This window comes from Actinomadura flavalba DSM 45200, assembly GCF_000374305.1.
Classification (GTDB): domain Bacteria; phylum Actinomycetota; class Actinomycetes; order Streptosporangiales; family Streptosporangiaceae; genus Spirillospora; species Spirillospora flavalba.
The window spans coordinates 44,673-67,017 of sequence record NZ_KB894104.1 but is presented as its reverse complement, the minus strand read 5'-3'; the positions used below and the strand labels follow the sequence as shown (position 1 = coordinate 67,017).

Here is a 22,345-nt window from a genome sequence, read left to right as displayed (position 1 = left end):
GCATCACTCGCCCGGTGTCGGACGGCCCGCGATCAGGTCACCGAGGTGGGTGCCGAAGCGGCCGATCGGACCGCGCAGGCGACGTTCGCGGCGCTGCGCGCGGGCGAGCTTGCGCGAGTCCTCCGGATAACGGCGCAGCGCCCACGGCGAACCGGGACGGGCCAGGCGGATCGCGCCGACGATCGAGAAGAGGCCGATGAACAGGCCGAGCAGGCCCGTCCACACCTTCCCCTTGAGCAGCGTGACCACCGACAGGGTCAGGTTGACCAGCAGGACGACGGTGACGTTCGCGACGGCCTCGCCGCCGGCGCCCAGCTCGTCCAGCCCGAGCGGGCGCAGCCCGACCAGGAGCAGGCCGACGATCGCGATCGCCACGAAGACGACCTGCACCGACAGGCGTCCGCGCGGCGACCAGTAGACGTCCTGGAGGTTCAGCACCAGGGCGAACTCGTCCAGCACCAGCGCCGTGCCCGCGCCCAGCACCGCCGCGAAGAAGCCCGCCCAGCCGGACGTCTCGTCCGCCACGGCCAGCCCGCCGACGCCGCCGACGCACATGAACACCAGGCCGAACACGACATGGTGGATATGCCGCCCGCCGGGGGTGACGTTCCCCGGCCACCAGCGGATCCGCGCGCGGATCATCCGGACGCTGAACCGGATGAACAGCCACGTGACGATGAACGCGGCGAAGAAGAGGAACAGCCGCAGGCGTCCGGCGTCGGTGATCTCGCGGGTGAACCAGTCGGCCATGTCCCCTGACCTGCCCACGGACGTACCGGGGCAAGGTCAAGAAAACGGTCGCCCGTCTTGACTCCCCGGGCGGCCGGGTAGGGCGGCGGTGGACGCGTCCGGAAGGGGAGTGCGATGAAGGCCGTGCAGTACCGCGAGGTCGGGGGCAAGCCCGAGATCGTCGACGTTCCCGAGCCGGAGCCCGGTCCCGGTCAGGTCCTGCTCAAAGTCTCCGCCGCCGGGGTGTGCCACTCCGACTTCGTCGTCATGGGCTTCTCGCGCGACGAGATCACCTTCCCGCTGCCGCTCACCCTCGGCCACGAGGGCGCGGGCACGATCGAGGCGGTGGGCGAAGGCGTCGAGGGCGTCGAGCTCGGCGCGTCCGTCGCCGTCTACGGACCCTGGGGCTGCGGACGCTGCCTGCCGTGCTCGCGCGGCGCCGAGAACTACTGCCGCCGCGCCACCGAACTCGGCATCCACCCGCCCGGCCTGGGCGCCCCCGGCGCCATCGCCGAGTACATGCTCGTGGACGACGCCCGCCACCTCGTCCCGCTCGGCGACCTGGACCCGGTGGCCGCCGTCCCGCTCACCGACGCGGGCCTCACGCCGTACCACGCGGTCAAGTCGGCGCTGCCGGTGCTCGTGCCGGGTTCCACTGCCGTCGTCATCGGCACCGGCGGACTGGGCCACGTCGCGATCCAGATCCTCCGCGAGCTGACGCCCGCCCGCGTCGTCGCGCTCGACGTGTCGGAGGACAAGCTGGCCCTCGCCCGCACGGTCGGCGCCCACGAGACCGTCCTGTCCGACGAGGACGCGGCGAAGAACATCCTCGACCTCACCGGCGGTGTCGGCGCGCAGGGCGTGTTCGACTTCGTCGGCGCCCCGCCGACCGTCGCGACGGCGACGGCGTGCGCGTCGGTCGAGGCGCACGTCTCCATCGTCGGCATCGGCGGCGGCGCCGCCGAGGTCGGCTTCGGCCGCCTCGCCTACGACGCCTCCGTCCGCGCCCCGTACTGGGGCTCCCGCGACGAACTCATCGAGGTCCTCGACCTGGCCCGCTCGGGCGTCATCGACGTCCACGTCGAGACCTACCCCATGTCCGCCGCCCTCGAAGCCTACGACCGCCTCCACACCGGAAGGGTCACCGGCCGCGCCGTCATCCTCCCGAACGCGTGACGGAGGCCGCCGCGCGGGTGTCGTAGGCGGCGCGGGCGGCCTCGACGTCGGGGAAGTGCGTGTCGGCCCAGGTGACGAAGGAGGCCGCCAGGTCGAGGAGGGTCGTGCCCAGGGGTGTCAGGGCGTACTCGACGCTCGGCGGGGCCGTCGGGAGGACGGTGCGGGTGGCGATGCCGTCGCGTTCCAGGGCCCGGAGGGTGACGGTCAGCATGCGCTGGCTGACGCCCTCGACACGGCGGCGGAGCTCGCCGAAGCGGAGCGGGCCTTCGGCCAGGCACGCGATGACCTGAAGCGACCACTTGTCCGCGATGCGGTCGAGGATCTGGCGGACGTTCCGGGCCGCGGGCGCGTCGCAGGCGTGCGCGGCAGGCGGGGACGCGCCGGCGTGCATGGTTACCTCCGGGTCACCACGGCAGGTGAAAGTGCCTTCTTGTCGGGTCCTGCGGCGTGCTCGCAGGATGGTGGCAATTCAAAGGAGACACCATGACGACTGGAATTGTCGAGATCCCCGGCTATGTCGCGGGAACGTGGGTCATCGACCCGGCCCACAGCACCGTCGGGTTCACCGTCCGGCACCTCGGGATCAGCAAGGTGCGCGGGCGGTTCGGGGCGGTGGACGGGACGATCGTCACCGCTGCCGATCCGCTGGAGTCGTCGGTGACGGCGACGATCGACGTGGCGTCCGTCGACACCGGCACCGCGCAGCGGGACGCGCATCTACGCAGTCCCGACTTCTTCGACGCCGCGCGCCACCCGGCGATCACGTTCGCGTCCACCGGACTGCGCGCCGACGGCGACGCGTTCGCGCTCGACGGCGACCTGACGGTGCGCGACGTGACCCGCCCGGTGACGCTCCGGCTGGAGCTGGACGGCATCGGCCCCGACGCGTTCCTGCCCGACCCGTCGCAGGGCGCCCGCGCGGGGTTCACCGCGACCGGTGAGGTGGACCGGTTGGAGTTCGGCGTCGGTGACAGCGCCAAGGGGCCGGCGGGGGGTCTGTTCCTCGGTCAGAAGGTGCAGGTCACGCTGGAGATTCAGGCGGCGTTGCAGAGAGCAGGGTGAGCAGGGCGCGGAGGTCGGTGATGCGGGGGACGTCGTCGGCTTCCTGGCCGAGGGCGGGGCGGTCCAGCCAGATGCCGTGGAGGCCCGCTGCGGTGGCGCCGCGGGCGTCGGTGTCGAGGCGGTCGCCGACGTAGGCGACGCGGTGCGGGGGGAGGGCGAGTGCGTCGCAGGCCGCGTGGAAGATCGCGGGGTCGGGTTTGGCTCGGCCGAACTCGTGCGAGGTCAGGACGTAGGGGAGGGCGGGTGTCAGGCCGAGTGCGGCGAGCTTGGCGCGTTGCTGGAAGGTGTCGCCGTTGGTGATGACGCCGAGCCGTGCGCCCGACAGGGCGGCCAGTGCGGGGGTGACGTCGGGGAAGGCGCGCCAGGCGGCCTCGTAGGCGTGGACGTAGGCGGCGAGCCACGTGTCGTAGGCGGTGTCGTCGAGCGGGGGCAGGCCGAGTTCGGCGCGCAGGGTCGTGATGCGCCAGCGGCGCTGCTGCGGGAACGTCCATTCGCCGGACAGGAAGCGGTCCATGCCCTGGTCGGTGAGCGCGGCCCAGCGTGGTGCGAGGACGTCCGGGTCGGCGTCGGGGAGCGTCGCGGCGATCGCCGCCGTGGACGAATGGGCGTGGTCGAGCAGCGTTCCGTCGAGGTCGAACAGCACCGCGTCCACGTTCAGCACGCCGCCGATTCTAGGGGCCGCCGAACCAGCCGGGGAGGTCCAGGCGCCAGGGGTCCTCGGTCGTCATCGTGCGCAGGGCGTCCTCCAGGTCGCGGACGCGGGCGGTGCCGAGTTCGGTCGTCCAGCGGTCCCGGGCGCGGGCGAATCCGGCCTCGGAGCGGGCGAGGGCGTCGTGGGCGCGGGGGGTCAGCCGGACGGTCTTGCGGCGCGCGTCGGCGGGGTCGGCGGCGCGTTCGAGGTAGCCGTCGCGGACCAGGGCGTCGATCGTCTTCCCGGCGGCCTGCTTGGAGACGCCGAGGCGGCGGCCGAGGTCGGCGGCGGTGGCGCCGTGCGGGCCGATCGCCTGGAAGACGAAGCCGTGCGTGGGGCGCAGCCGGTCGTGTCCGGCGGCGGCGAGTTCGGCGTGGACCTCGTCGACGATGGTGCGGAACGCCAGGAACAGGCGCAGCGGCAGCTCGAAGCCGGGCGGATCGCTTGACATGAAAGACAACCTCGTTGACTATTTAGGCAACCTGGTTGTCCATCCTACGAGGAGTACCCGTGACCGTCATCCGCCGCGCCGACGCCCGCCGCACCACCACTCACAACGGCACCATGACCACGCTGGCCTCGCCCGCGCAGGGCGGCGCCGCCTGGGCCGTCTGGCACGTCGAGATGCCACCGCGCGCCGCCGGGCCCCGGCACGCCTTCGACACCGAGCAGGTCTGGACGTTCCTCACCGGCTCCGCCGTCGTCGACCTGGACGGCGTCCCCGCCGAGGCCGGCGCGGGCGACACCGCCGTGCTGCCCGCCGACGTCCCGCGCCGCGTCACCGCCGGTCCCGGCGGCTTCACCGCCGTCGTCACCGCCCCGGCCGGAACCCGCGTCTACGACGCCACCGAGACCCGCGACGACTGCGACATCGCGCCCAAGCCGGGCGAGCGTCTGGTCCCGCCGTGGGCCGTCTAGGGCAGCACGACCGGATACGACAGGGTCAGCTCGTCGGCGGACACGCCCCGGATGCCCCAATTGACCGGCGGCGACTCGACGATCGTCAGCTCCAGGTCGTCCCGAGCCAGGCCGAGCGCCGCGAAGCGCTCGTAGAGGGCGCGGATCAGGGCGCGCTTGGCGTCGTCGCCCCGGCCGGAGAAGCAGACGATCTCCAGGATCAGGTAGTCGTCCGAGCGGCCGGGGCAGACCCAGTCGTCGGCGTCCAGCAGCAGGAACCGGTGGAACCGCTTGTCCGGCGGCAGCCGCCACGCCCGCACCAGGCAGTCCTGGACGGCGTCGGAGACCTCCCGCCGCCGGTCCGACCAGCGGTCCCGCCGCCCGTACACCTTCACCTGCGCCACGCGGTCATCCTCCGAGGTAGGCCAGCACGGCGAGGACGCGGCGGTTGTCGTCCTCGGACCGGGTCAGGTCGAGCTTGCCGAAGATGCTGTTGGTGTGCTTGCTGATCGCCTTCTCGGTGACGAAGAGCCGGGCCGCGATGGCGGCGTTCGACCGGCCCTCCGCCATCAGCCCCAGCACCTCGCGCTCGCGCGCGGTGAGCCGTTGCAGCGGCTCCTCGCGCGCGTGCCGGGTGAGGAGCTGCGCGACGACGTCGGGATCGAGCGCCGTGCCGCCCGCCGCGACGCGCTGCACCGCGTCGACGAACTGCGCGACGTCGGACACCCGGTCCTTGAGGAGGTAGCCGATGCCGCCGGAACGGTCCGACAGCAGCTCGCGCGCGTAGAGCTGCTCGACGTGCTGCGACAGCACCAGCACCGGCAGCCCCGGGTGCTCCCTGCGGGCGTCCAGCGCGGCGCGCAGCCCCTCGTCGGTGAACGTCGGCGGGAGCCGGACGTCCACCACGGCGACGTCGGGACGGTGCTCGGAGAGCGCCCGCCGCAGCGACGGGCCGTTGTCCACGGCGGCGACGATCTCGAACCCGAACGCCTCCAGCAGCCGGATCAGCCCGTCCCGGAGGAGGGCGAGGTCTTCGGCGAGGACAACGCGCACGGCAGCTCCAGGGTCACGACGGTCGGCCCGCCGGGCGGGCTCGTCACGGCCATCGTCCCATCGAACGCCGCCAACCGGCGTTCGATGCCCGACATGCCGGACCCGGCGGCGGGATCGGCGCCGCCGCGCCCGTCGTCCCCGACGATCACCAGCAGCCGCCGCCCGTCGTGCTCGACCTGCACCCACGCCCGCGCCGCCCCGCTGTGCTTGACGACGTTCGCCAGCATCTCCGCGACCGCGAAGTACGCCGCCGACTCCACCGGCGCCGCCGCCCGTCCCGGCAGGTCCACCACCACGTCCACCGGGACGGGCAGCGCCATCGCCAGCGCCCGCACGCCGCCGTCCAGCCCGCGTTCGGCCAGCACCGGCGGGTGGATGCCGCGCACCAGGTCGCGCAGCTCGGTCAGCGCCGTGCCGCTGGCCGAGCGCGCCTCGGCGAGCAGCCGGGCCGCCATCTGCGGGTCGCGCCCGATCATCTCCTCGGCCAGCCCGATGTTCATGCTCAGCGCCACCAGCCGCGCCTGCGCGCCGTCGTGCAGGTCCCGCTCGATCCGGCGCAGCTCGGCGGCCGAGGCGTCCACGGTCTCGGCGCGGGTCGCGGTGAGGTGCCGGACGCGGTCGGCCAGCGCCGCCCGCGTCGGCGCCAGCAGCGACCGGGTGAACACCGCGTGCGCCCACAGCAGGGACGGCGCGGCGGGCAGGGCGACGACGGTCAGCAGCGCGCCCAGCACGATCGGCCCGGCGACGCCGAGCGCGCCCCAGTCGCCGAGCATCCAGAACGGACCCCACCCGTAGTCGGTGACCAGCCCGACCCACCACGCCACGAGCACGCCCTCCAGCCCGTAGACGACGAGGGCGCCGGGCAGCAGTCCCAGCAGCAGGCCGAGCGGGATGTTGAGGAACGTCCACAGCAGGTCGCGCCACGTCGCCGGATCGCGGACGAGCCAGCCGAACAGCGCCAGCGGCGACCGGCTCCGCGGCGCCGCCCGGTAAGGCGCCGGGATCTCCACCCCGGACCACTCCGCCGCCCAGGCCCGCTGCCGCTCGGCCAGCGCCCGGATCGCCAGCAGCGGAGCCGGGGCCAGCAGCACGCCCACGCCGATCGGCACCAGCGCCAGCGACACCACCACCAGGACGAACAGGGCGATGTTCACCGCCTGCGACAGCACCGCCTGCACCAGGCCCCGCAGCACCGCGACGAGCCCGGCACGCGCCCCGCGGCGGAAGTATTCGATCATGACGCCCTTTCTGCCTCCCGCGTCCCATTCTGGACGCCGCGCGCAGGTCGCGCAGGGGGCCTAACTCCACTTCCGGACGGCGCCCCTCCCGCGCCGAGGCGACAACCGGCCCCGGCAGGCGGAACAATGCACGGGCGACATCCAGGGGAGAAAGCGAATCGACATCGTGACAGCGACCATCAGCCAGAACGCCGGACAGGCGCCGCCGCCGGTCACCGAGCGGATCGCCACCGAACTCGGCGTCCGCGAGAACCAGGTGCGGGTCGCGGTCGACCTGCTCGACGGCGGCTCGACCGTCCCGTTCATCGCCCGCTACCGCAAGGAGGCCACCGGCGCCCTCGACGACGCGCAGCTCCGCGCGCTGGAGGAGCGCCTGCGCTACCTGCGCGAACTGGACGAGCGCCGGGACGCGATCCTGGAATCGGTCCACGGCCAGGACAAGCTCACCGACGAGCTGCGCGCGCAGATCATGGCGGCCGACTCCAAGGCGCGGCTGGAGGACATCTACCTCCCGTACAAGCCCAAGCGGCGCACCAAGGCGCAGATCGCCCGCGAGGCGGGGCTGGAGCCGCTGGCCGACCTGCTGATCGGCGACCCCGGCCAGGACCCGCAGTCCGCTGCCGCCGGCCACGTCGACGCCGAGAAGGGCGTCGCGGACGCCACCGCCGCGCTGGAGGGCGCCCGCGCGATCCTCGTCGAGCGGTTCGCCGAGGACGCCGACCTCATCGGGTCGCTGCGCGAGCGCATGTGGACGCGCGGCCGCGTCTCGGCCAAGGTCCGCGAGGGCAAGGAGGAGGCGGGCGCCAAGTTCGCCGACTACTTCGCGTTCTCCGAGCCGTTCACCAAGCTGCCCTCGCACCGCATCCTCGCCCTGTTCCGGGGCGAGAAGGAAGAGGTGCTCGAACTCGACCTGGAGCCGGAGGAACTGCCCGAGGGCGCCCGCCGCACCACCTTCGAGGACGAGATCGCCCGCCGCTTCGGCATCACCGACCAGGGCCGCCCGGCCGACGGCTGGCTGAACGACGCCGTCCGCTGGGCGTGGCGCACGCGCATCCTCGTCCACCTGGGCATCGACCTGCGCACCCGGCTGCGGCAGGAGGCCGAGGACGAGGCCGTCCGCGTCTTCGCCGCCAACCTGCGCGACCTGCTGCTCGCCGCGCCCGCCGGAACCCGCGCCACCATGGGTCTCGACCCGGGCCTGCGCACCGGCGTGAAGGTCGCCGTCGTGGACGGCACCGGCAAGGTCGTCGCCACCGACACGATCTACCCGCACGAGCCGCGCCGCCGCTGGGACGAGTCCCTGGCGACGCTGGAGAAGCTGGCCCGCGCGCACAAGGTCGACCTGGTCGCCATCGGCAACGGCACCGCCTCCCGCGAGACCGACAAGCTCGCCGCCGAGCTGGCCGCCCGCGTCCCCGGCGTCACCAAGATCATGGTGTCGGAGGCGGGCGCGTCGGTGTACTCGGCGTCGGAGTTCGCCAGCCGCGAGCTGCCCGAGCTGGACGTCTCGCTGCGCGGCGCGGTGTCCATCGCCCGCCGCCTCCAGGACCCGCTCGCCGAGCTGGTCAAGATCGACCCCAAGTCGATCGGCGTCGGCCAGTACCAGCACGACATCTCCGAGGTGAAGCTGTCGCGGTCGCTGGACGCCGTCGTCGAGGACTGCGTGAACGCGGTCGGCGTGGACGTCAACACCGCGTCGGCGCCGCTGCTGACCCGCGTGTCGGGCATCAGCGGGGGACTGGCGGACAACATCGTCGCCCACCGCGACGCGCACGGCCCGTTCCGGTCCCGCACGGGGCTGAAGGAGGTGGCGCGGCTCGGGCCGAAGGCGTTCGAGCAGTGCGCGGGCTTCCTGCGCATTCCGGGCGGCGACGACCCGCTCGACTCGTCCAGCGTCCACCCCGAGGCGTATCCGGTGGTGCACCGCATCCTCGCGGCGGCCGGGTCGGACGTGCGCGGCCTCATCGGCAACACCGCCGTGCTGCGCGGGCTGCGCCCGGCCGAGTTCGTCGACGGCGCGTTCGGCCTGCCGACCGTCACCGACATCATCGCGGAACTGGAGAAGCCCGGACGCGACCCGCGTCCGGCGTTCCGGACGGCGGTGTTCAAGGAGGGCGTCGACAAGCTCGGCGACCTGGAGAAGGGCATGCTGCTGGAGGGCGTCGTCACGAACGTGGCGGCGTTCGGTGCGTTCGTGGACGTGGGCGTGCACCAGGACGGCCTCGTCCACATCTCCGCCATGTCGGACAAGTACGTTGCGGACCCGCGCGAGGTCGTCAAGCCCGGCGACATCGTCCGGGTGAAGGTCCTCGACGTCGATCTGCCCCGCAAGCGCATCTCGCTGACGCTCCGCCTCACCGACGAGGCGCGCGGCGCCGACCGCGAGCCGCGCGGCGGCGGCCGTCCCGAGGGACGCCAGGGCGGCGGCCAGCGGCGCGGCGGCGGCAACCGGCAGGGCGGCGGTCAGCGCGGCCAGGCCGGTCAGGGCGGCCAGCGCGGGCAGGGCGGTGCGCGCGGCGGCCAGGGCGGCGGGCAGGGCGGCGGGCAGGGCGGCGGCGCCGGAGCGATGGCCGACGCGCTGCGCCGCGCCGGGCTCGGCGACGGCCTCCCCAAGCAGGACGACCGCAAGCGCCGCTGACGGCGCCCGGCACGGACGAAGGGCCCGCACTCCAGACGGAGTGCGGGCCCTTCGACGGTCCGAGGCTCAGGGCCGGTCGCGGCGCTCGTGCTCGTGCTCGGGCCGCCCGGCCTCGTCGCCGGGGCCGTAGGGGCCGCGCCCGAGCGGGTCGCGGCCGAGCGGCCCGGGGTTCAGCGGGTCCGCCGACCCGGACGGGTACTGCCCGGAGGGGTGCTGCTGCGACGGGTACTGCTCCGAGGGGTACTGCCCGGACGGGTACCCGCCCGGCGGCTGCCGGGGATACCGCCGGTCCGGTTCGGCGGGCGGCACGTCGAACGGCGTCGGCGCGGACGCCAGCCCGTACTCCAGCCGGGAGACGCCCGTCGTCGGCCGGCTCAGCGGCGGTTCGCCGAACGGGTCGCGCGACAGCGGCGGCTCGGGCGCGTGCGGCAGGTCGAGTTCGGTCGCGGGCCGGTGCCGGGGGAACTGGAGCACCGCCGCGAGCCCGAGGACGAGCGCCAGCACCCGCAGGGCCGCGTTGCGCTGGTCGGTGGGCCAGGGCTCGGCGTACATGAACGTGCCCATGAGCAGCAGGTAAGACTTGGCGCTGACCGTCATGACGGCCGCGACCACGCTCACCCGGCACCGCTGGAACGCGGTCACCAGGATGCCGAAGCCGAGCGCCGCCGCCAGCACGGTCACGTACGGGAAGGGCGTGGTGAGGATCGCGAGGCCGGGCGCGTCCGCGTCGCTCCAGCCCTTGATGGCCAGCTCGGAGGTGCCGACGGGGAACCCGGAGATGAGCCCGTAGGCGATGCCGGTGACGGGCCGCGCGTGCCGTCCGTCCGGGCGGTGGTCGCCGAAGACCATGAGCGCGAGCGGCACGAGCACGGCCGGCAGCACGACGACGGCGAGCTTCCACAGCGGCACGTCGGCGCCCTCGGGCGCGGGCGCGTTGCCGGTGGAGGCCACCAGCAGCAGGATCGCGGCGCCGATGAGCAGCAGGCTGAGCCATTCGCGGGCGGTGAGCCGGTCGCCGAAGAAGATCATCGCGATGAGCAGCAGCGGTACGACGCCCGACATGAAGATGGGCACGGCGACGCCGAGCGACAGCGTGGTGAGCGCGACGATCTGGAGGCTGAGCCCCATCAGCACCATGGCCAGGGCGACGAGGAAGACCCAGTTCGACAGGATCGTCCAGGCCATGTGGACGATCCGGTTTCCGCGCAGTGGCTCCATCCGGTCGGCCGCGATCTTGAAGACGGCGAAGCCGAGGTAATACAGAGCGGTTGCGCCGAAGGCCGCAGCTATCCCGTTCATCCCGGAAGAGTATGAAGGGTCCGGGTGCTCCATGTCACATGCCCAGGTCGGGGGCGTCATGGAGCCGTCATCCGGCCGTCACACCCCCGTCACGTCCGGCCCCCGGTCGCCATGTCGGCAGTCCTTGCCGCGACCCTCTAGACTTGACGGGCACGGGTTCGGAGCCGTTCTGTCGGCGTGCCCGCGCCCATGAACGAAACGCCGGTGAGGCCCGCGCCGAGCAGCGCCGTGGCCGGACGGCTCCCGATCAAGGAGACCTACCCCAGTGAAGACCGATGTCGAGGAGCTGACCCCCACGCGGGTCAAGCTCACCGTCGAGGTTCCGTTCGACGAGCTCAAGCCGAACCTCGACAAGGCGTACAAGGAGATCTCGCAGCAGGTGCGGATCAAGGGCTTCCGGCCCGGCAAGGTCCCCGCCCCGCTGATCGACAAGTACGTCGGCCGCGGCGCGGTCCTGCAGGAGGCGGTCAACGACGCGCTGCCCGAGCTGTACGGGCGCGCCGTCGAGGAGACCGAGATCTTCGTGCTCGGGCAGCCGGACGTCGAGGTCACCGAGCTCGACGACGGCAACCAGTTCGCGTTCACCGCCGAGGTGGACATCCGGCCCAAGTTCGACGTGCCGGACTACGACGGCCTCGAAGTCGTCGTGGAGACCTCCGAGGTCACCGACGAGCAGATCGAGGAGACCCTCGGCAACCTGCGCGAGCGGTTCGCCTCGCTCACCACCGTCGAGCGCGCCGCCGCCGAGGGCGACTTCGCCACGATCGACCTGGCCGCCGCCATCGACGGCGCCCCGATCGACGACGCCTCCACCACCGGCTACTCCTACGAGGTCGGCTCCAAGTCGTCCGTCGAGGGCCTGGACGACGCGCTCACCGGCCTGTCCGCCGGCGAGAGCAAGACCTTCACCGCCCCGCTGGCGGGCGGCGAGCGCGCCGGCGAGGACGCCGAGATCACCGTCACCGTGCAGAGCGTCAAGGTCAAGGACCTCCCCGAGGCCGACGACGAGTTCGCCCAGATGGCCTCGGAGTTCGACACCGTCGAGGCGCTGCGCGACGACGTGCGCACCCGGCTCGGCCGCCAGGTCAGGCTCCAGCAGCTCTCCGACGCGCGCGACAAGGCGCTGGAGGCCCTGCTGGAGAAGGTCGACATCCCGCTCCCCGACAAGGTCGTGGACGAGGAGATCACCCGCCGCAACCAGCAGCTCGAACAGCAGCTCGCGATGTCGGGCGGCTCCAAGGCCGACTTCCTCGCCGGTGAGGGCAAGGACGAGGAGGAGTTCGACAACGACGTCGCCAACGCCGCGCGCCTCGCGGTCAAGGGCGGCTTCGTGCTCGACCAGCTCGCCGTCCAGGAGGAGCTGAGCGTCGAGAACGAGGAGCTGTCGGAGTACGTCGTCACGCAGGCGATGCAGATGGGCGTGGCGCCGCAGCAGCTCGCCGAGTACCTGACGCAGAACAACCAGCTCCCCGCGATCGTCGCCGAGGTGCTGCGCAACAAGGCGCTCAACCTCATCGTCGAGCACGTCACGATCAAGGACGAGGCCGGCAACGAGATCGACGCCGCCGCGCTCCAGCGTGAGCTGAACGGCGAGACCGTCGAGGTGGAGTCCGAGGCCGACGCGGAGGCCGAGACGGCCGCCGAGGCCCAGGCCATCGCCGACGACGCCGCTGACGCCGCCGCCGCCGACGAGGCGGACGCCAAGGCCGCCGAGCAGGCCGACGCCGAGGCCGAGAAGAAGGCCGACAAGAAGTAGCGACGCCGCCGCGCCCCCGGCGCACCGGCGTTCCCGAAGGGCCGCGCACCCGCGCGGGCGGCCACCCCGGCCCCCGCGCCCGAGCGCGGCCCTTCGCGCGTCCGCCGCGACGAACGTGACAAAGGCCGCGCAGGCGGGCGAAGCGGGTGCGGTGGGGCGGCCGTTATCCGATGGGACGGGTTTTCAACCCCCTTCGCGCCGAGGTACGCCCCTGGCGAAAAGGGGGGTCTCGCGGCTTAACCCGGGCGTGCGGCGCGTTAATGTCCAAGCATCCGAACCGATCAAAGGACCGGAGGAACACCCGGTGAGCATGCCTCCGACTTTCGACGAGTCGACGGTCCACGCGCGGGGGGCCGAGGCTCCTCTGCTGCCCTTGGGCGACCAGCTCTTCCAGCGCCTGCTGCGCGAGCGCATCGTCTTCCTCGGCCAGCAGGTCGACGACGACATCGCCAACCGCATCTGCGCCGAGCTGCTGCTGCTGAGCGCCGAGGACGGGCGCCGCGACATCACGCTCTACATCAACTCGCCCGGCGGCTCGGTCACGGCCGGCATGGCGATCTACGACATCATGCAGTACGTCCCGAACGACATCGTGACGGTCGGCATGGGCCTCGCGGCCTCGATGGGGCAGTTCCTGCTGTGCGCGGGCACCACGGGCAAGCGCTACGCGCTGCCGCACGCGCGCATCATGATGCACCAGCCGTCCGGCGGCATCGGCGGCACCGCCTCGGACATCAAGATCCAGGCCGAGCAGATGCTGTACGTGAAGAAGACGCTCGCCGAGAAGATCGCCGAGCACACCGGTCAGCCGCTCGACCAGATCGAGAAGGACTCCGACCGGGACCGCTGGTTCACCGCCGACGAGGCCAAGGACTACGGGTTCGTGGACCACGTGGTGCTGAGCGCCACCCAGGTGCCCTCCGAGGGCACCGTCTCCTGACGAACCCTGACGCAGAACCCGGAGGCACCAAGTGAGCGATCTGATCCGTCCCCAGATCCAGGCGGGCGGCGTGATGCCCGTCGACAACCGCTACATCATTCCGTCGTTCGTCGAGCGCACCACGTACGGGGTCAAGGAGATGAACCCGTACAACAAGCTGTTCGAGGAACGCATCATCTTCCTCGGCGTGCAGATCGACGACGCCTCGGCCAACGACGTGATGGCGCAGCTCATCACGCTGGAGTCGATCGACCCCGACCGTGACATCAGCATCTACATCAACTCGCCGGGCGGCTCGTTCACCGCGATGACGGCGATCTACGACACGATGCAGTTCGTCAAGCCGGACGTGCAGACGGTGTGCATCGGCCAGGCCGCGTCGGCGGCGGCGGTGCTGCTGGCGGCGGGCACGGCGGGCAAGCGGGCGGCGCTGCCGAACTCGCGCATCCTGATCCACCAGCCGGCGACCGAGGGCACCTACGGCCAGTCGAGCGACATCGAGATCCAGGCCCGCGAGATCATGCGCATCCGCGACCTGCTGGAGGAGATCCTCGCCCGGCACAGCGGCAAGAGCATCGAGGACGTCCGCCACGACATCGAGCGCGACAAGATCCTGACGGCGGCGGAGGCCAAGGAGTACGGCCTCATCGACGACGTCTTCTCAAGCAGGAAGCGTCAGGCGGAGGTAGTGTCGTCGTAGGACGACCTCGCCGACGGCTTCGCACGGACGCGGGAGACCCCCGCCCGGTCGTCATACTTCCGGGCGAGGGGCTTACCCAGTCCGCCGGAGGCGGTAACGTCGAAGCACTCCGGGACTCAATCCGCGCCGCGCCGCACTTTCCAGGTGGCGGCCCCACGTAAAGGAGACAGCCGGGTGGCTCGCATCGGCGACGGTGGTGACCTGCTGAAGTGCTCGTTCTGCGGGAAGAGCCAGAAGCAGGTCAAGAAGCTCATCGCGGGTCCGGGCGTGTACATCTGCGACGAGTGCATCGATCTCTGCAACGAGATCATCGAGGAGGAGCTCTCCGAGACCTCCGACCTCAAGTGGGACTCCCTGCCCAAGCCGCGCGAGATCTACGAGTTCCTCGACGGCTACGTCATCGGGCAGGAGACGGCGAAGAAGGCCCTGTCGGTCGCCGTCTACAACCACTACAAGCGCGTCCAGTCCGGTGAGTCGGGGTCCGCCCGCGACGACGCGGTCGAGCTGAGCAAGTCCAACATCCTGCTGCTCGGCCCGACCGGTTCCGGCAAGACGCTGCTCGCGCAGACGCTCGCCAAGCTGCTCAACGTCCCGTTCGCCATCGCCGACGCCACGGCGCTGACGGAGGCCGGCTACGTCGGCGAGGACGTCGAGAACATCCTGCTCAAGCTGATCCAGGCGGCCGACTACGACGTCAAGAAGGCCGAGACGGGGATCATCTACATCGACGAGGTCGACAAGGTCGCCCGCAAGAGCGAGAACCCGTCGATCACCCGGGACGTGTCCGGCGAGGGCGTGCAGCAGGCGCTGCTGAAGATCCTTGAGGGCACCACGGCGAGCGTGCCGCCGCAGGGCGGCCGCAAGCATCCCCACCAGGAGTTCATCCAGATCGACACCACCAACGTGCTGTTCATCTGCGGTGGCGCCTTCGCGGGCCTGGAGAAGATCGTCGAGTCGCGGGTCGGCAAGCAGGGCATGGGCTTCGGCGCGGTGATCCGCTCCAAGACCGAGTTCGGCGAGTCGGCGGCGATGCTGGGCGACGTCATGCCGGAGGACCTGCTGAAGTTCGGCATGATCCCCGAGTTCATCGGCCGTCTCCCGATCATCACCAGCGTGCACAACCTCGACCGCGAAGCGCTGATCAACATCCTCACCGAGCCGAAGAACGCGCTGGTCCGCCAGTACCACCGGCTGTTCGAGATGGACGGGGTGGACCTGGAGTTCACCGACGACGCCCTGGAGGCGATCGCCGACCAGTCCATCCTGCGCGGCACCGGTGCCCGCGGCCTCCGCGCGATCATGGAGGAGGTGCTGATGTCGGTCATGTACGAGGTGCCCTCCCGCGAGGACGTCGCCCGCGTCGTCATCACCCGCGAGGCGGTCCTGGAGCACGTGAACCCGACGCTGGTCCCGCGCGAGCGCACCAAGCGCGAGCCGCGCGAGAAGTCCGCCTAGCCGTCCGCAGCGCCGCCGAGCGTCGTTCCCCTCGCGGGGGAGCGGCGCTCGCCGTGTTCCCCGCCGCGAGTACGGACCGGGAAACGCGAATCGCCCCCGCCGCGATGGCGGGGACGATGGTCGTGCGGGGGTCCGTTCTACAACGTGTCGGTCAGGTCAGTCGGCCGTCCCGGCGTGCACGGCGATGATGCGCCAGCCGTGCTCCTCGTCGTGCAGCCACGTGCGGGTGTAGCGCATCCTGGCCTTGAAGGGCGCCCCGGAGACGGTGCCCTCGACGGTGCCGAGGAACCAGGTCACGCCGGTGGTGCCGTCGGCGAGCACGGTCAGGTCCTCCTCGACCAGCTTCGTGACCACCTGTGTGCGGGTGCGGTGCACCTCAAGGTCGTCCGCCTTGGTCTGAACGGCCGCCCCGAAGGTGAAGATCAGCCGATCGTCCAGCAACCGGTCCAGTGCCTCGACGTCTCCGGCGAGCTGCGCGGCCTGAAGCCGGCGTTCTGCGTCACGCAAGTCTTCCATGCGGCCCACCCTGCCAGGCGGCACCGCGTCCCGACCAGGACGTTCACGCTCGGCTGATCTTCGTCTCCGGGCGGCCTAGGCGCGGGTGGACTCGCCGAGCCCGGCTTCGCGGGCCAGCACGATCGCCTGGGCGCGGTCGGCGACGTGCAGCTTCATGAAGATGTTCGACACGTGGTTGCGGACCGTCTTCTGGCTGAGGAACAGCGTCGCGGCGATCTCGGCGTTGCCGCGACCCTGCGCGATCAGCTCCAGCACCTCCCGCTCCCGCTCGGTGAGCTGCGGGAACGCCGCCTGCTTCGGGTCGGGCATGTCGGTGAAGTACGTCAGGACGCGGCGCGCGATGTCCGGCCCGTAGATCGCCTCACCGGCCGCGACCGCCCGGACGGCGCGGCCGATCTCCTCGGCGCCCGACTCCTTGAGCAGGTAGCCGCGCGCGCCCGCGCGCATCGCGGCGAACACCGAGTCGTCGTCGCGGAACATCGTCAGCACGAGGACGCCGATGCGGGGGCTCGTGCGGGTGATCGTGCGGGTGGCCTCGATGCCGTTGCCGCCCGGCATGTGCAGGTCCATCACGACGACGTCCGGCTGCAACTCGGCGGCGAGCTGCACGGCCGCCGGGCCGCACTCGGCCTCCGCCACCACCTCGATGCCGCCGAGGGCCTGGAGCAGCCCCTTCAGTCCCTGACGGAACACGGGGTGATCGTCGGTGATGAGGACGCGGATCGCCTCGCTGGTCATGGTCGGCCACCTCTTCCGGGGGGAGCCCGATGGTATCCGGCGGCCGGCAGCGGCAGCCGGGCGGCGACGACGGTGCCGCCGCCCGCTCGGGAGTTGAGCGCGCAGTAGCCGCCGAGTTCGGCGGCCCACTCCTTCATCGCGGCGATGCCGCCGCCGGGCGGCGGCTGCCAGCCCGGCCGCACCGGCTCGGGCAGCCCGGCACCGGAGTCGGCGACGACCAGGTGCAGGTCGGCGCCGCGCGTGAACAGCACCAGCAGCGTCGGCGCCTGCGCGTGCTTGCGGACGTTCGCCACCGCCTCCTCCACGATGCGGTAGGCGGCGACCTCCACGGCGGCGGGCAGCCCGTCCGCCGATCCGTCGAAGCGGATCTCGACGCGGGCCGCGCAGCCCTCGGCGAGCGCCCGCACGGCCGCGACGAGGCCGAGGTCGTCCAGCGCGGGCGGGCGCAGCCCCGAGGCCAGCTCGCGGATGCCGCCGACCGCGACGGTCAGCCGGTCGCGCAGCTCGGCCAGCGCGGGCGCCATGCGCTCGGGATCGCGGGTGAGGGTGAGGCGGGCGGCGTCCAGCGACAGCGCCAGGCTGGCCAGGGTCGGGCCGAGGTCGTCGTGCAGGCCCCGGCGCAGCCGGCGGCGCTCCTCCTCGCGGGTCGCGACGAGCCGTTCCCGCGACCGCTGCAACTCGGCGGTGAGCCGCACCGTGCGCGGCGCCCCGGCGAACCGCGCCACGACGGCCCCGGCCGCGAACGCCCCCGCGAACGCCCCGGCGCGCCACATGACCGGCCGAACCACCCGACGCCTCCCCACTCGCCCTCAGCGCGCCCACGGCGCGGTGGTCGATCATCCTCTCGGACGAGGTGACCCGGTGTCAGGTGACCTGTGTCCCGGCGAGGGCGGGAAACCGGGACTGGCCGTGGCGGGGCGCGCGGGGCCGTAGAATGCGGTGGCGTGACACACCCCAGCCATGAGCGCGGCCCCGTCGCCGCCGACGTCGACCTGCCCACCCAGTACCAACCGGCGAACGTCGAGGGCAGGCTGTACGAGCGCTGGGTATCCGAGGGGCTGTTCACGGCCGATCCGGCGCGCGACCCGGAGCGTCCGGCGTACTCGATCGTGATCCCGCCGCCGAACGTCACCGGCTCGCTGCACATGGGCCACGCGCTCGACCACTCCATCCAGGACACGCTCGTCCGCCGCCGCCGCATGCAGGGCTACGAGGTGGCCTGGGTTCCCGGCATGGACCACGCGGGCATCGCCACGCAGAACGTCGTCGAGCGCGAGCTGGCCAAGGAGGGTCTGTCCCGGCACGACCTCGGCCGCGAGGCGTTCGTCGACCGCGTCTGGAAGTGGAAGGGCGAGTCCGGCGGGCGCATCCTCGGCCAGATGCGCCGCCTCGGCGACAGCGTCGACTGGACGCGCGAGGCGTTCACCATGGACGACGCCCGCGCCCGCGCCGTCCGCACCATCTTCAAGCGCCTCTTCGACGACGGCCTCATCTACCGCGCCGAGCGCATCATCAACTGGTGCCCGCGCTGCCTGACGGCCCTGTCCGACATCGAGGTCGAGCACTCCGACCGCGACGGCGAACTCGTCTCGATCCGCTACGGCGACGGCGACGACGCGATCGTCGTGGCCACCACCCGCGCCGAGACGATGCTCGGTGACACCGCCGTCGCCGTCCACCCGGACGACGAGCGCTACGCGCACCTGGTCGGCCGCGAGATCGAGCTGCCGCTGACGGGCCGCCGCATCCCCGTCGTCGCCGACGAGCACGTCGACCCAGCGTTCGGCACCGGTGCCGTCAAGGTCACCCCCGCGCACGACCCCAACGACTTCGAGATCGGCCGCCGCCACGACCTGCCGTCGCTCGCCATCATGGACGAGCGCGGCGTCGTCACCGCGCCGGGCCCGTTCGCCGGGCTCGACCGGTTCGAGGCGCGCCCGGCCGTCGTCGCGGCGCTCCGCGAGGAGGGCCGCATCCTCAAGGAGATCCGGCCCTACGAGCACTCGGTCGGGCACTGCTCGCGCTGCTCCACCGTCGTCGAGCCGCGCGTGTCGCTCCAGTGGTTCGTCAAGGTCGCGCCGCTGGCCGAGGCGGCGGGCGACGCCGTCCGCGACGGCTCGGTCGCGATCCACCCGCCGGAGATGGGCGCCCGCTACTTCGCGTGGGTCGACGACATGCACGACTGGTGCATCAGCCGCCAGCTCTGGTGGGGCCACCGCATCCCCGTCTGGTACGGGCCGGACGGCGAGACCGCGTGCCCCGGCCCCGACGAGGAGCCGCCCGCCGGATGGACCCAGGACACCGACGTCCTCGACACGTGGTTCTCCTCGGCGCTGTGGCCGTTCTCCACGCTCGGCTGGCCCGGCGACAGCCGCGACCTCGACCGCTTCTACCCGACGTCCACGCTGGTCACCGGCTACGACATCCTGTTCTTCTGGGTCGCCCGGATGATGATGTTCGGCCTGTACGCGATGGACGGGCGCCCGCCGTTCCGCACGATCGTCCTGCACGGGATGGTCCGCGACCAGAACGGCAAGAAGATGTCCAAGTCGTTCGGCAACGTCGTCGACCCGCTCGACTGGATCGAGCGGTACGGCGCCGACGCGACCCGGTTCACGCTGCTGCGCGGCGCCAACCCCGGCGGTGACGTGCCCGTCGCGGAGGACTGGGCGCAGGGCTCGCGCAACTTCTGCAACAAGCTGTTCAACGCGACGCGGTTCGCGCTGCTGAACGGCGCGCACGTGCGCGGCGCCATGCCGGAGACCGTCAGCACGGTCGACGCGTGGATTCTGTCGCGGCTGCACACGGTCGCCGCCGAGGTCGACGCCCACCTGGAGACCTACGAGTTCGCCAAGGCGTGCGAGACGCTCTACCACTTCGCGTGGGACGAGGTCTGCGACTGGTACGTCGAGCTGGCCAAGGTGCAGCTCGCGGACGAGCGCGCCGAGCCGACGCGCCGCGTCCTCGGCGAGGTGCTCGACACGCTGCTGCGGCTGCTGCACCCGGTGATCCCGTTCGTCACCGAGGAGCTGTGGACGACGCTGACGGGGGAGAAGACGATCGTCACGGCGCCGTGGCCGCAGGCCGACGCGGCCCGCCGCGACGCCGCCGCCGAGGCCGAGATCGGCGCGGTGCAGCGGCTCGTCACCGAGGTGCGCCGGTTCCGCTCCGACCAGGGCCTCAAGCCGGGGCAGCGCGTCGTCGCCCGCATCGACTGGAACGGCGCGCCGCTGGCCGCGCACGAGGAGGGCATCCGCACGCTGCTGCGGCTCACCGTCCCCGGCGACGGCTTCACCGAGACGGCGTCGCTGCCGGTCGAGGGCGCGGTCGTCCGGCTCGACACGGCGGGCGCGATCGACGTCGCGGCCGAGCGCAAGCGGCTCGACAAGGACCTGGCCGCCGCCCGCAAGGACGTCGAGCAGACCCGGCGCAAGCTCGGCAACGAGGCGTTCATGGCCAAGGCGCCCGAGGACGTCGTGGCCAAGAACCGCGACCGGCTCGCGCGGGCGGAGGCCGACATCGCGCGGCTGGAGGCGCAGCTCGCGGCGCTGCCCGCCGGGTGATCCCGATCGGTCCGCCCCGGGCGTGAACCCGGGGCGGGTAGGGCGGCGTCTCATCCCTGTGGGGTGTGCTCCGGTGTCGCGTGGCCGACGTGATCCGCGGGACGCGCCTTAGACTGATGAGGTCGCCGGTCCGGCGCGTCCGGCGGCTGGGCGGACGGCCGACCGCAGGGGAGCGCGATGTTCGACAAGCAGCCACGCCGGCCCGGGTCGATGGCCCGGCCCCCGGCGACCGGGGCCTTCCCGCCGCCTCCGCCCGCGCCTCCGGTTCCGCCGCCGGTGACCGGCCCGCCCGACGCGCGGTCGCGTCCGACGCCCGGCGCCGATCCGCACGGCGGGACGGTGCCGCCGCGCGAGGCGCCGGTCCCGCCGCCGCCTCCGCCGGTGACCATCAACGTGCACCACGCGCCGCCGGGCTCGGCGGACGCGGGCATCCACGTCATGCACGGCGTCCTGTCGGTGGTGACGTGCGGCCTGTGGATACCGGTGTGGATCGTGCACGCGATCGTCATGGCGTCGCGCGACCCGGTGCCGCCGCCGATCCCGCCGGTGCTGCCGGTCCCGCCGCCGGTGCCGCCGCCGACCGCCGAGCAGCGCAACCACGCGGCCGTCCAGCACGTCGCCGCGCGGGCGCACCGCCGCCGCGAGGCGCGGGCGCTCGCGCACACCAACCCGCTGATGGCGCGGGAACTGCTCATCGGCCGCACCGACGTGCCGCCCTACCGGCGTCCCTACGACGACGGCGGGCTCATCGACGTCAACCTCGTCCCGGCGGGGGAGCTGACCCGGTTCGGGCTGGAGGCCGGGGCCGCCGAGGCGGTCGTGGCGCTGCGCGAGCAGATCGGCCCGTTCAGCTCGGCGGAGGAACTGGCGACCGTCGCGGACCTGGCGCCGAGCCTGCTGCCCGAACTCCTGGAGTACGGCCTCTACCTGCGTTGAGCGCCCGGACGCGCGATCTCCGTCGGCGAAGAAGGGGCGGAGCCCTGCCCCGGCGGGCTACGATTTCGGCTGTCTGCGGGCTTTAATGCGAATGATGCTCTCGGGAGTGCAATGGCCGACTCGTCCTCTTCCCCCGACGCGGACGTCCTCACCGGCACCGAGCCGGGCTCCGAGGGACTGTTCGGCGCCGCCCGGCCGTGGTGGGCCGACGTCCCCTCGGCCGTGACGTCCGGGTCGCTGCCCGTGCTCGACATCCCGACGCTCGAAGAACTCGGCCTGGACGAGCCGGACGCCGAGCCGCTGCCCGAACGCCCCGCCGAGCCGGTCCCGGCGGCGCGGCCCGCCGAGCCCGCGGCCGCCGAGCCGTCCGTCCGCCGCCGCCTGGTCTACGGCTCGGTCATGGCGGCGGGCACGGCCCTGGTCCTGACCGTGGGCGCCGTCGCGGTGACCGCGAACGGCGAGGAGACGACCCGCCGCGTCGCCGCCGCCCCCACGGCGGGCGGCCTGACCCGCTCCGCGCAGGACCCGATGAGCGCCGCGACCTACCCGTTCCTGGCCGCCGCCGCGCACAACGGCGGCATCACCGGCGCCCACACGGTGAAAGCCGTCTACACCGGCCCGAAGGGCGAGGTGCTGGTCCTGGCGGGCAACGCCCCGATCGGAGACCCGTCCGGCTTCCTGCGCAACGCGCGCCCGTCCACCCTCCTGGGCCAGGCCCCGGCAGGCGACGAGACCGTGTGCGGCACGTTGGCCGTCCTCACCGAGTCCCGCCCGTACTGCGCCTGGGCGACCCCCACCACGTACGGCTTCGTAGCGGCCGAGAACCCCACCGAGAACCTGGCCGCGACCACCAAGGCCCTCCGCCAGAGCCTGGAACGCCACTAGCCCCTGCACCCCGACCCGAACCCCGACGGCCCCAACCCGTACGTATACACGCGAACCCCGCGGGTCAGGGCCG

Annotated in this window: 22 protein-coding genes; 11 read left to right on the top strand and 11 right to left on the bottom strand. The window is 72.6% G+C overall.

What is annotated here, in order from left to right:
• Window positions 1-3: 3 nt before the first annotated feature.
• Window positions 4-750, bottom strand: a complete 747-nt coding sequence (locus C229_RS0127465) for a hypothetical protein (RefSeq protein ID WP_018658338.1) — start codon at window positions 748-750, stop codon at window positions 4-6.
• A gap of 114 nt (window positions 751-864) precedes the next feature.
• On the opposite strand from C229_RS0127465, the gene C229_RS0127460 reads away from it, so the two are divergent.
• Entirely contained in the window at window positions 865-1,905 is a 1,041-nt protein-coding gene (locus C229_RS0127460; protein WP_018658337.1) for an NAD(P)-dependent alcohol dehydrogenase, read from the top strand.
• Here the strand turns inward: C229_RS0127460 and C229_RS0127455 are convergent.
• Window positions 1,886-2,296, bottom strand: a complete 411-nt coding sequence (locus C229_RS0127455) for a winged helix-turn-helix transcriptional regulator (protein ID WP_018658336.1) — start codon at window positions 2,294-2,296, stop codon at window positions 1,886-1,888. The genes C229_RS0127460 and C229_RS0127455 overlap by 20 nt on opposite strands.
• Before the next feature lie 92 nt (window positions 2,297-2,388).
• Here C229_RS0127455 and C229_RS0127450 point away from each other — a divergent pair, with 92 nt between their 5' ends.
• Window positions 2,389-2,967 carry a YceI family protein gene (locus C229_RS0127450; RefSeq protein ID WP_018658335.1) on the top strand — a complete coding sequence of 193 codons (579 nt, stop codon included), beginning with the start codon at window positions 2,389-2,391 and terminating at the stop codon, window positions 2,965-2,967.
• Here C229_RS0127450 and C229_RS0127445 read toward each other — a convergent pair.
• Window positions 2,927-3,628, bottom strand: coding sequence for an HAD family hydrolase (locus C229_RS0127445; RefSeq protein WP_018658334.1), 702 nt, complete (start codon window positions 3,626-3,628; stop codon window positions 2,927-2,929). The genes C229_RS0127450 and C229_RS0127445 overlap by 41 nt on opposite strands.
• Before the next feature lie 10 nt (window positions 3,629-3,638).
• Window positions 3,639-4,109, bottom strand: coding sequence for a MarR family winged helix-turn-helix transcriptional regulator (locus tag C229_RS0127440; protein ID WP_018658333.1), 471 nt, complete (start codon window positions 4,107-4,109; stop codon window positions 3,639-3,641).
• Between the two features lie 59 nt (window positions 4,110-4,168).
• Here C229_RS0127440 and C229_RS0127435 point away from each other — a divergent pair, with 59 nt between their 5' ends.
• A complete protein-coding gene (locus C229_RS0127435; protein WP_018658332.1) occupies window positions 4,169-4,576 on the top strand; it encodes a cupin domain-containing protein in 408 nt (135 codons plus the stop codon).
• Here C229_RS0127435 and C229_RS0127430 read toward each other — a convergent pair.
• Genes C229_RS0127430 through C229_RS35925 form a run of 3 tightly spaced genes read right to left on the bottom strand, consistent with a single transcriptional unit; the run spans window position 4,573 to window position 6,846 of the window.
• On the bottom strand, window positions 4,573-4,959 hold the full coding sequence (locus C229_RS0127430; RefSeq protein ID WP_018658331.1) for a tautomerase family protein: 387 nt from the start codon (window positions 4,957-4,959) through the stop codon (window positions 4,573-4,575). The two genes, C229_RS0127435 and C229_RS0127430, sit on opposite strands and share 4 nt — an antisense overlap.
• A 4-nt stretch (window positions 4,960-4,963) precedes the next feature.
• Window positions 4,964-5,608 (bottom strand): response regulator, encoded by a 645-nt coding sequence (locus tag C229_RS0127425; RefSeq protein WP_018658330.1) that lies wholly within the window; start codon window positions 5,606-5,608, stop codon window positions 4,964-4,966.
• The gene (locus C229_RS35925) at window positions 5,560-6,846 is read right to left on the bottom strand and encodes a sensor histidine kinase (protein ID WP_018658329.1); all 1,287 of its coding nucleotides are present in this window, start codon (window positions 6,844-6,846) and stop codon (window positions 5,560-5,562) included. The genes C229_RS0127425 and C229_RS35925 overlap by 49 nt, the downstream gene beginning before the upstream one ends.
• A 166-nt stretch (window positions 6,847-7,012) precedes the next feature.
• Between C229_RS35925 and C229_RS0127415 the strand changes: the two genes are divergently transcribed.
• Window positions 7,013-9,484, top strand: a complete 2,472-nt coding sequence (locus tag C229_RS0127415) for a Tex family protein (RefSeq protein WP_018658328.1) — start codon at window positions 7,013-7,015, stop codon at window positions 9,482-9,484.
• Window positions 9,485-9,550: 66 nt separating this feature from the next.
• Here the strand turns inward: C229_RS0127415 and C229_RS0127410 are convergent, their stop codons facing one another.
• Window positions 9,551-10,783: a chromosomal replication initiator protein DnaA gene (locus tag C229_RS0127410; RefSeq protein ID WP_018658327.1), complete on the bottom strand. Its 1,233-nt coding sequence runs from the start codon at window positions 10,781-10,783 to the stop codon at window positions 9,551-9,553.
• A 265-nt stretch (window positions 10,784-11,048) separates the two neighbouring features.
• On the opposite strand from C229_RS0127410, the gene tig reads away from it, so the two are divergent.
• From tig to clpX, 4 genes are all read left to right on the top strand, one after another.
• Window positions 11,049-12,539 carry a trigger factor gene (gene tig, locus C229_RS0127405; RefSeq protein ID WP_018658326.1) on the top strand — a complete coding sequence of 497 codons (1,491 nt, stop codon included), beginning with the start codon at window positions 11,049-11,051 and terminating at the stop codon, window positions 12,537-12,539.
• Window positions 12,540-12,849: 310 nt separating this feature from the next.
• Window positions 12,850-13,479 carry an ATP-dependent Clp protease proteolytic subunit gene (locus C229_RS0127400; protein ID WP_018658325.1) on the top strand — a complete coding sequence of 210 codons (630 nt, stop codon included), beginning with the start codon at window positions 12,850-12,852 and terminating at the stop codon, window positions 13,477-13,479.
• Window positions 13,480-13,552: 73 nt separating this feature from the next.
• Window positions 13,553-14,179 (top strand): ATP-dependent Clp protease proteolytic subunit, encoded by a 627-nt coding sequence (locus C229_RS0127395; RefSeq protein ID WP_169513875.1) that lies wholly within the window; start codon window positions 13,553-13,555, stop codon window positions 14,177-14,179.
• 174 nt (window positions 14,180-14,353) lie between these two features.
• Window positions 14,354-15,634: an ATP-dependent Clp protease ATP-binding subunit ClpX gene (clpX, locus tag C229_RS0127390; RefSeq protein ID WP_018658323.1), complete on the top strand. Its 1,281-nt coding sequence runs from the start codon at window positions 14,354-14,356 to the stop codon at window positions 15,632-15,634.
• 156 nt (window positions 15,635-15,790) lie between these two features.
• Here the strand turns inward: clpX and C229_RS0127385 are convergent, their stop codons facing one another.
• The 3 genes from C229_RS0127385 to C229_RS0127375 form a co-directional block, all read right to left on the bottom strand.
• Window positions 15,791-16,150, bottom strand: coding sequence for a nuclear transport factor 2 family protein (locus C229_RS0127385; protein WP_018658322.1), 360 nt, complete (start codon window positions 16,148-16,150; stop codon window positions 15,791-15,793).
• A 75-nt stretch (window positions 16,151-16,225) separates the two neighbouring features.
• Complete coding sequence (locus C229_RS0127380; RefSeq protein ID WP_018658321.1) at window positions 16,226-16,888, bottom strand: response regulator transcription factor; 663 nt, start codon at window positions 16,886-16,888, stop codon at window positions 16,226-16,228.
• Window positions 16,885-17,676, bottom strand: a complete 792-nt coding sequence (locus C229_RS0127375) for a sensor histidine kinase (protein ID WP_240487405.1) — start codon at window positions 17,674-17,676, stop codon at window positions 16,885-16,887. Before C229_RS0127375 ends, C229_RS0127380 begins: the two co-directional genes overlap by 4 nt.
• Window positions 17,677-17,832: 156 nt before the next feature.
• Between C229_RS0127375 and C229_RS0127370 the strand changes: the two genes are divergently transcribed.
• From C229_RS0127370 to C229_RS0127360, 3 genes are all read left to right on the top strand, one after another.
• Entirely contained in the window at window positions 17,833-20,451 is a 2,619-nt protein-coding gene (locus C229_RS0127370; RefSeq protein ID WP_018658319.1) for a valine--tRNA ligase, read from the top strand.
• Between the two features lie 177 nt (window positions 20,452-20,628).
• On the top strand, window positions 20,629-21,387 hold the full coding sequence (locus tag C229_RS35920) for a helix-hairpin-helix domain-containing protein (RefSeq protein WP_276203318.1): 759 nt from the start codon (window positions 20,629-20,631) through the stop codon (window positions 21,385-21,387).
• Window positions 21,388-21,498: 111 nt separating this feature from the next.
• Window positions 21,499-22,272: a hypothetical protein gene (locus C229_RS0127360; RefSeq protein ID WP_026314207.1), complete on the top strand. Its 774-nt coding sequence runs from the start codon at window positions 21,499-21,501 to the stop codon at window positions 22,270-22,272.
• The last annotated feature ends 73 nt before the right edge of the window (window positions 22,273-22,345 follow it).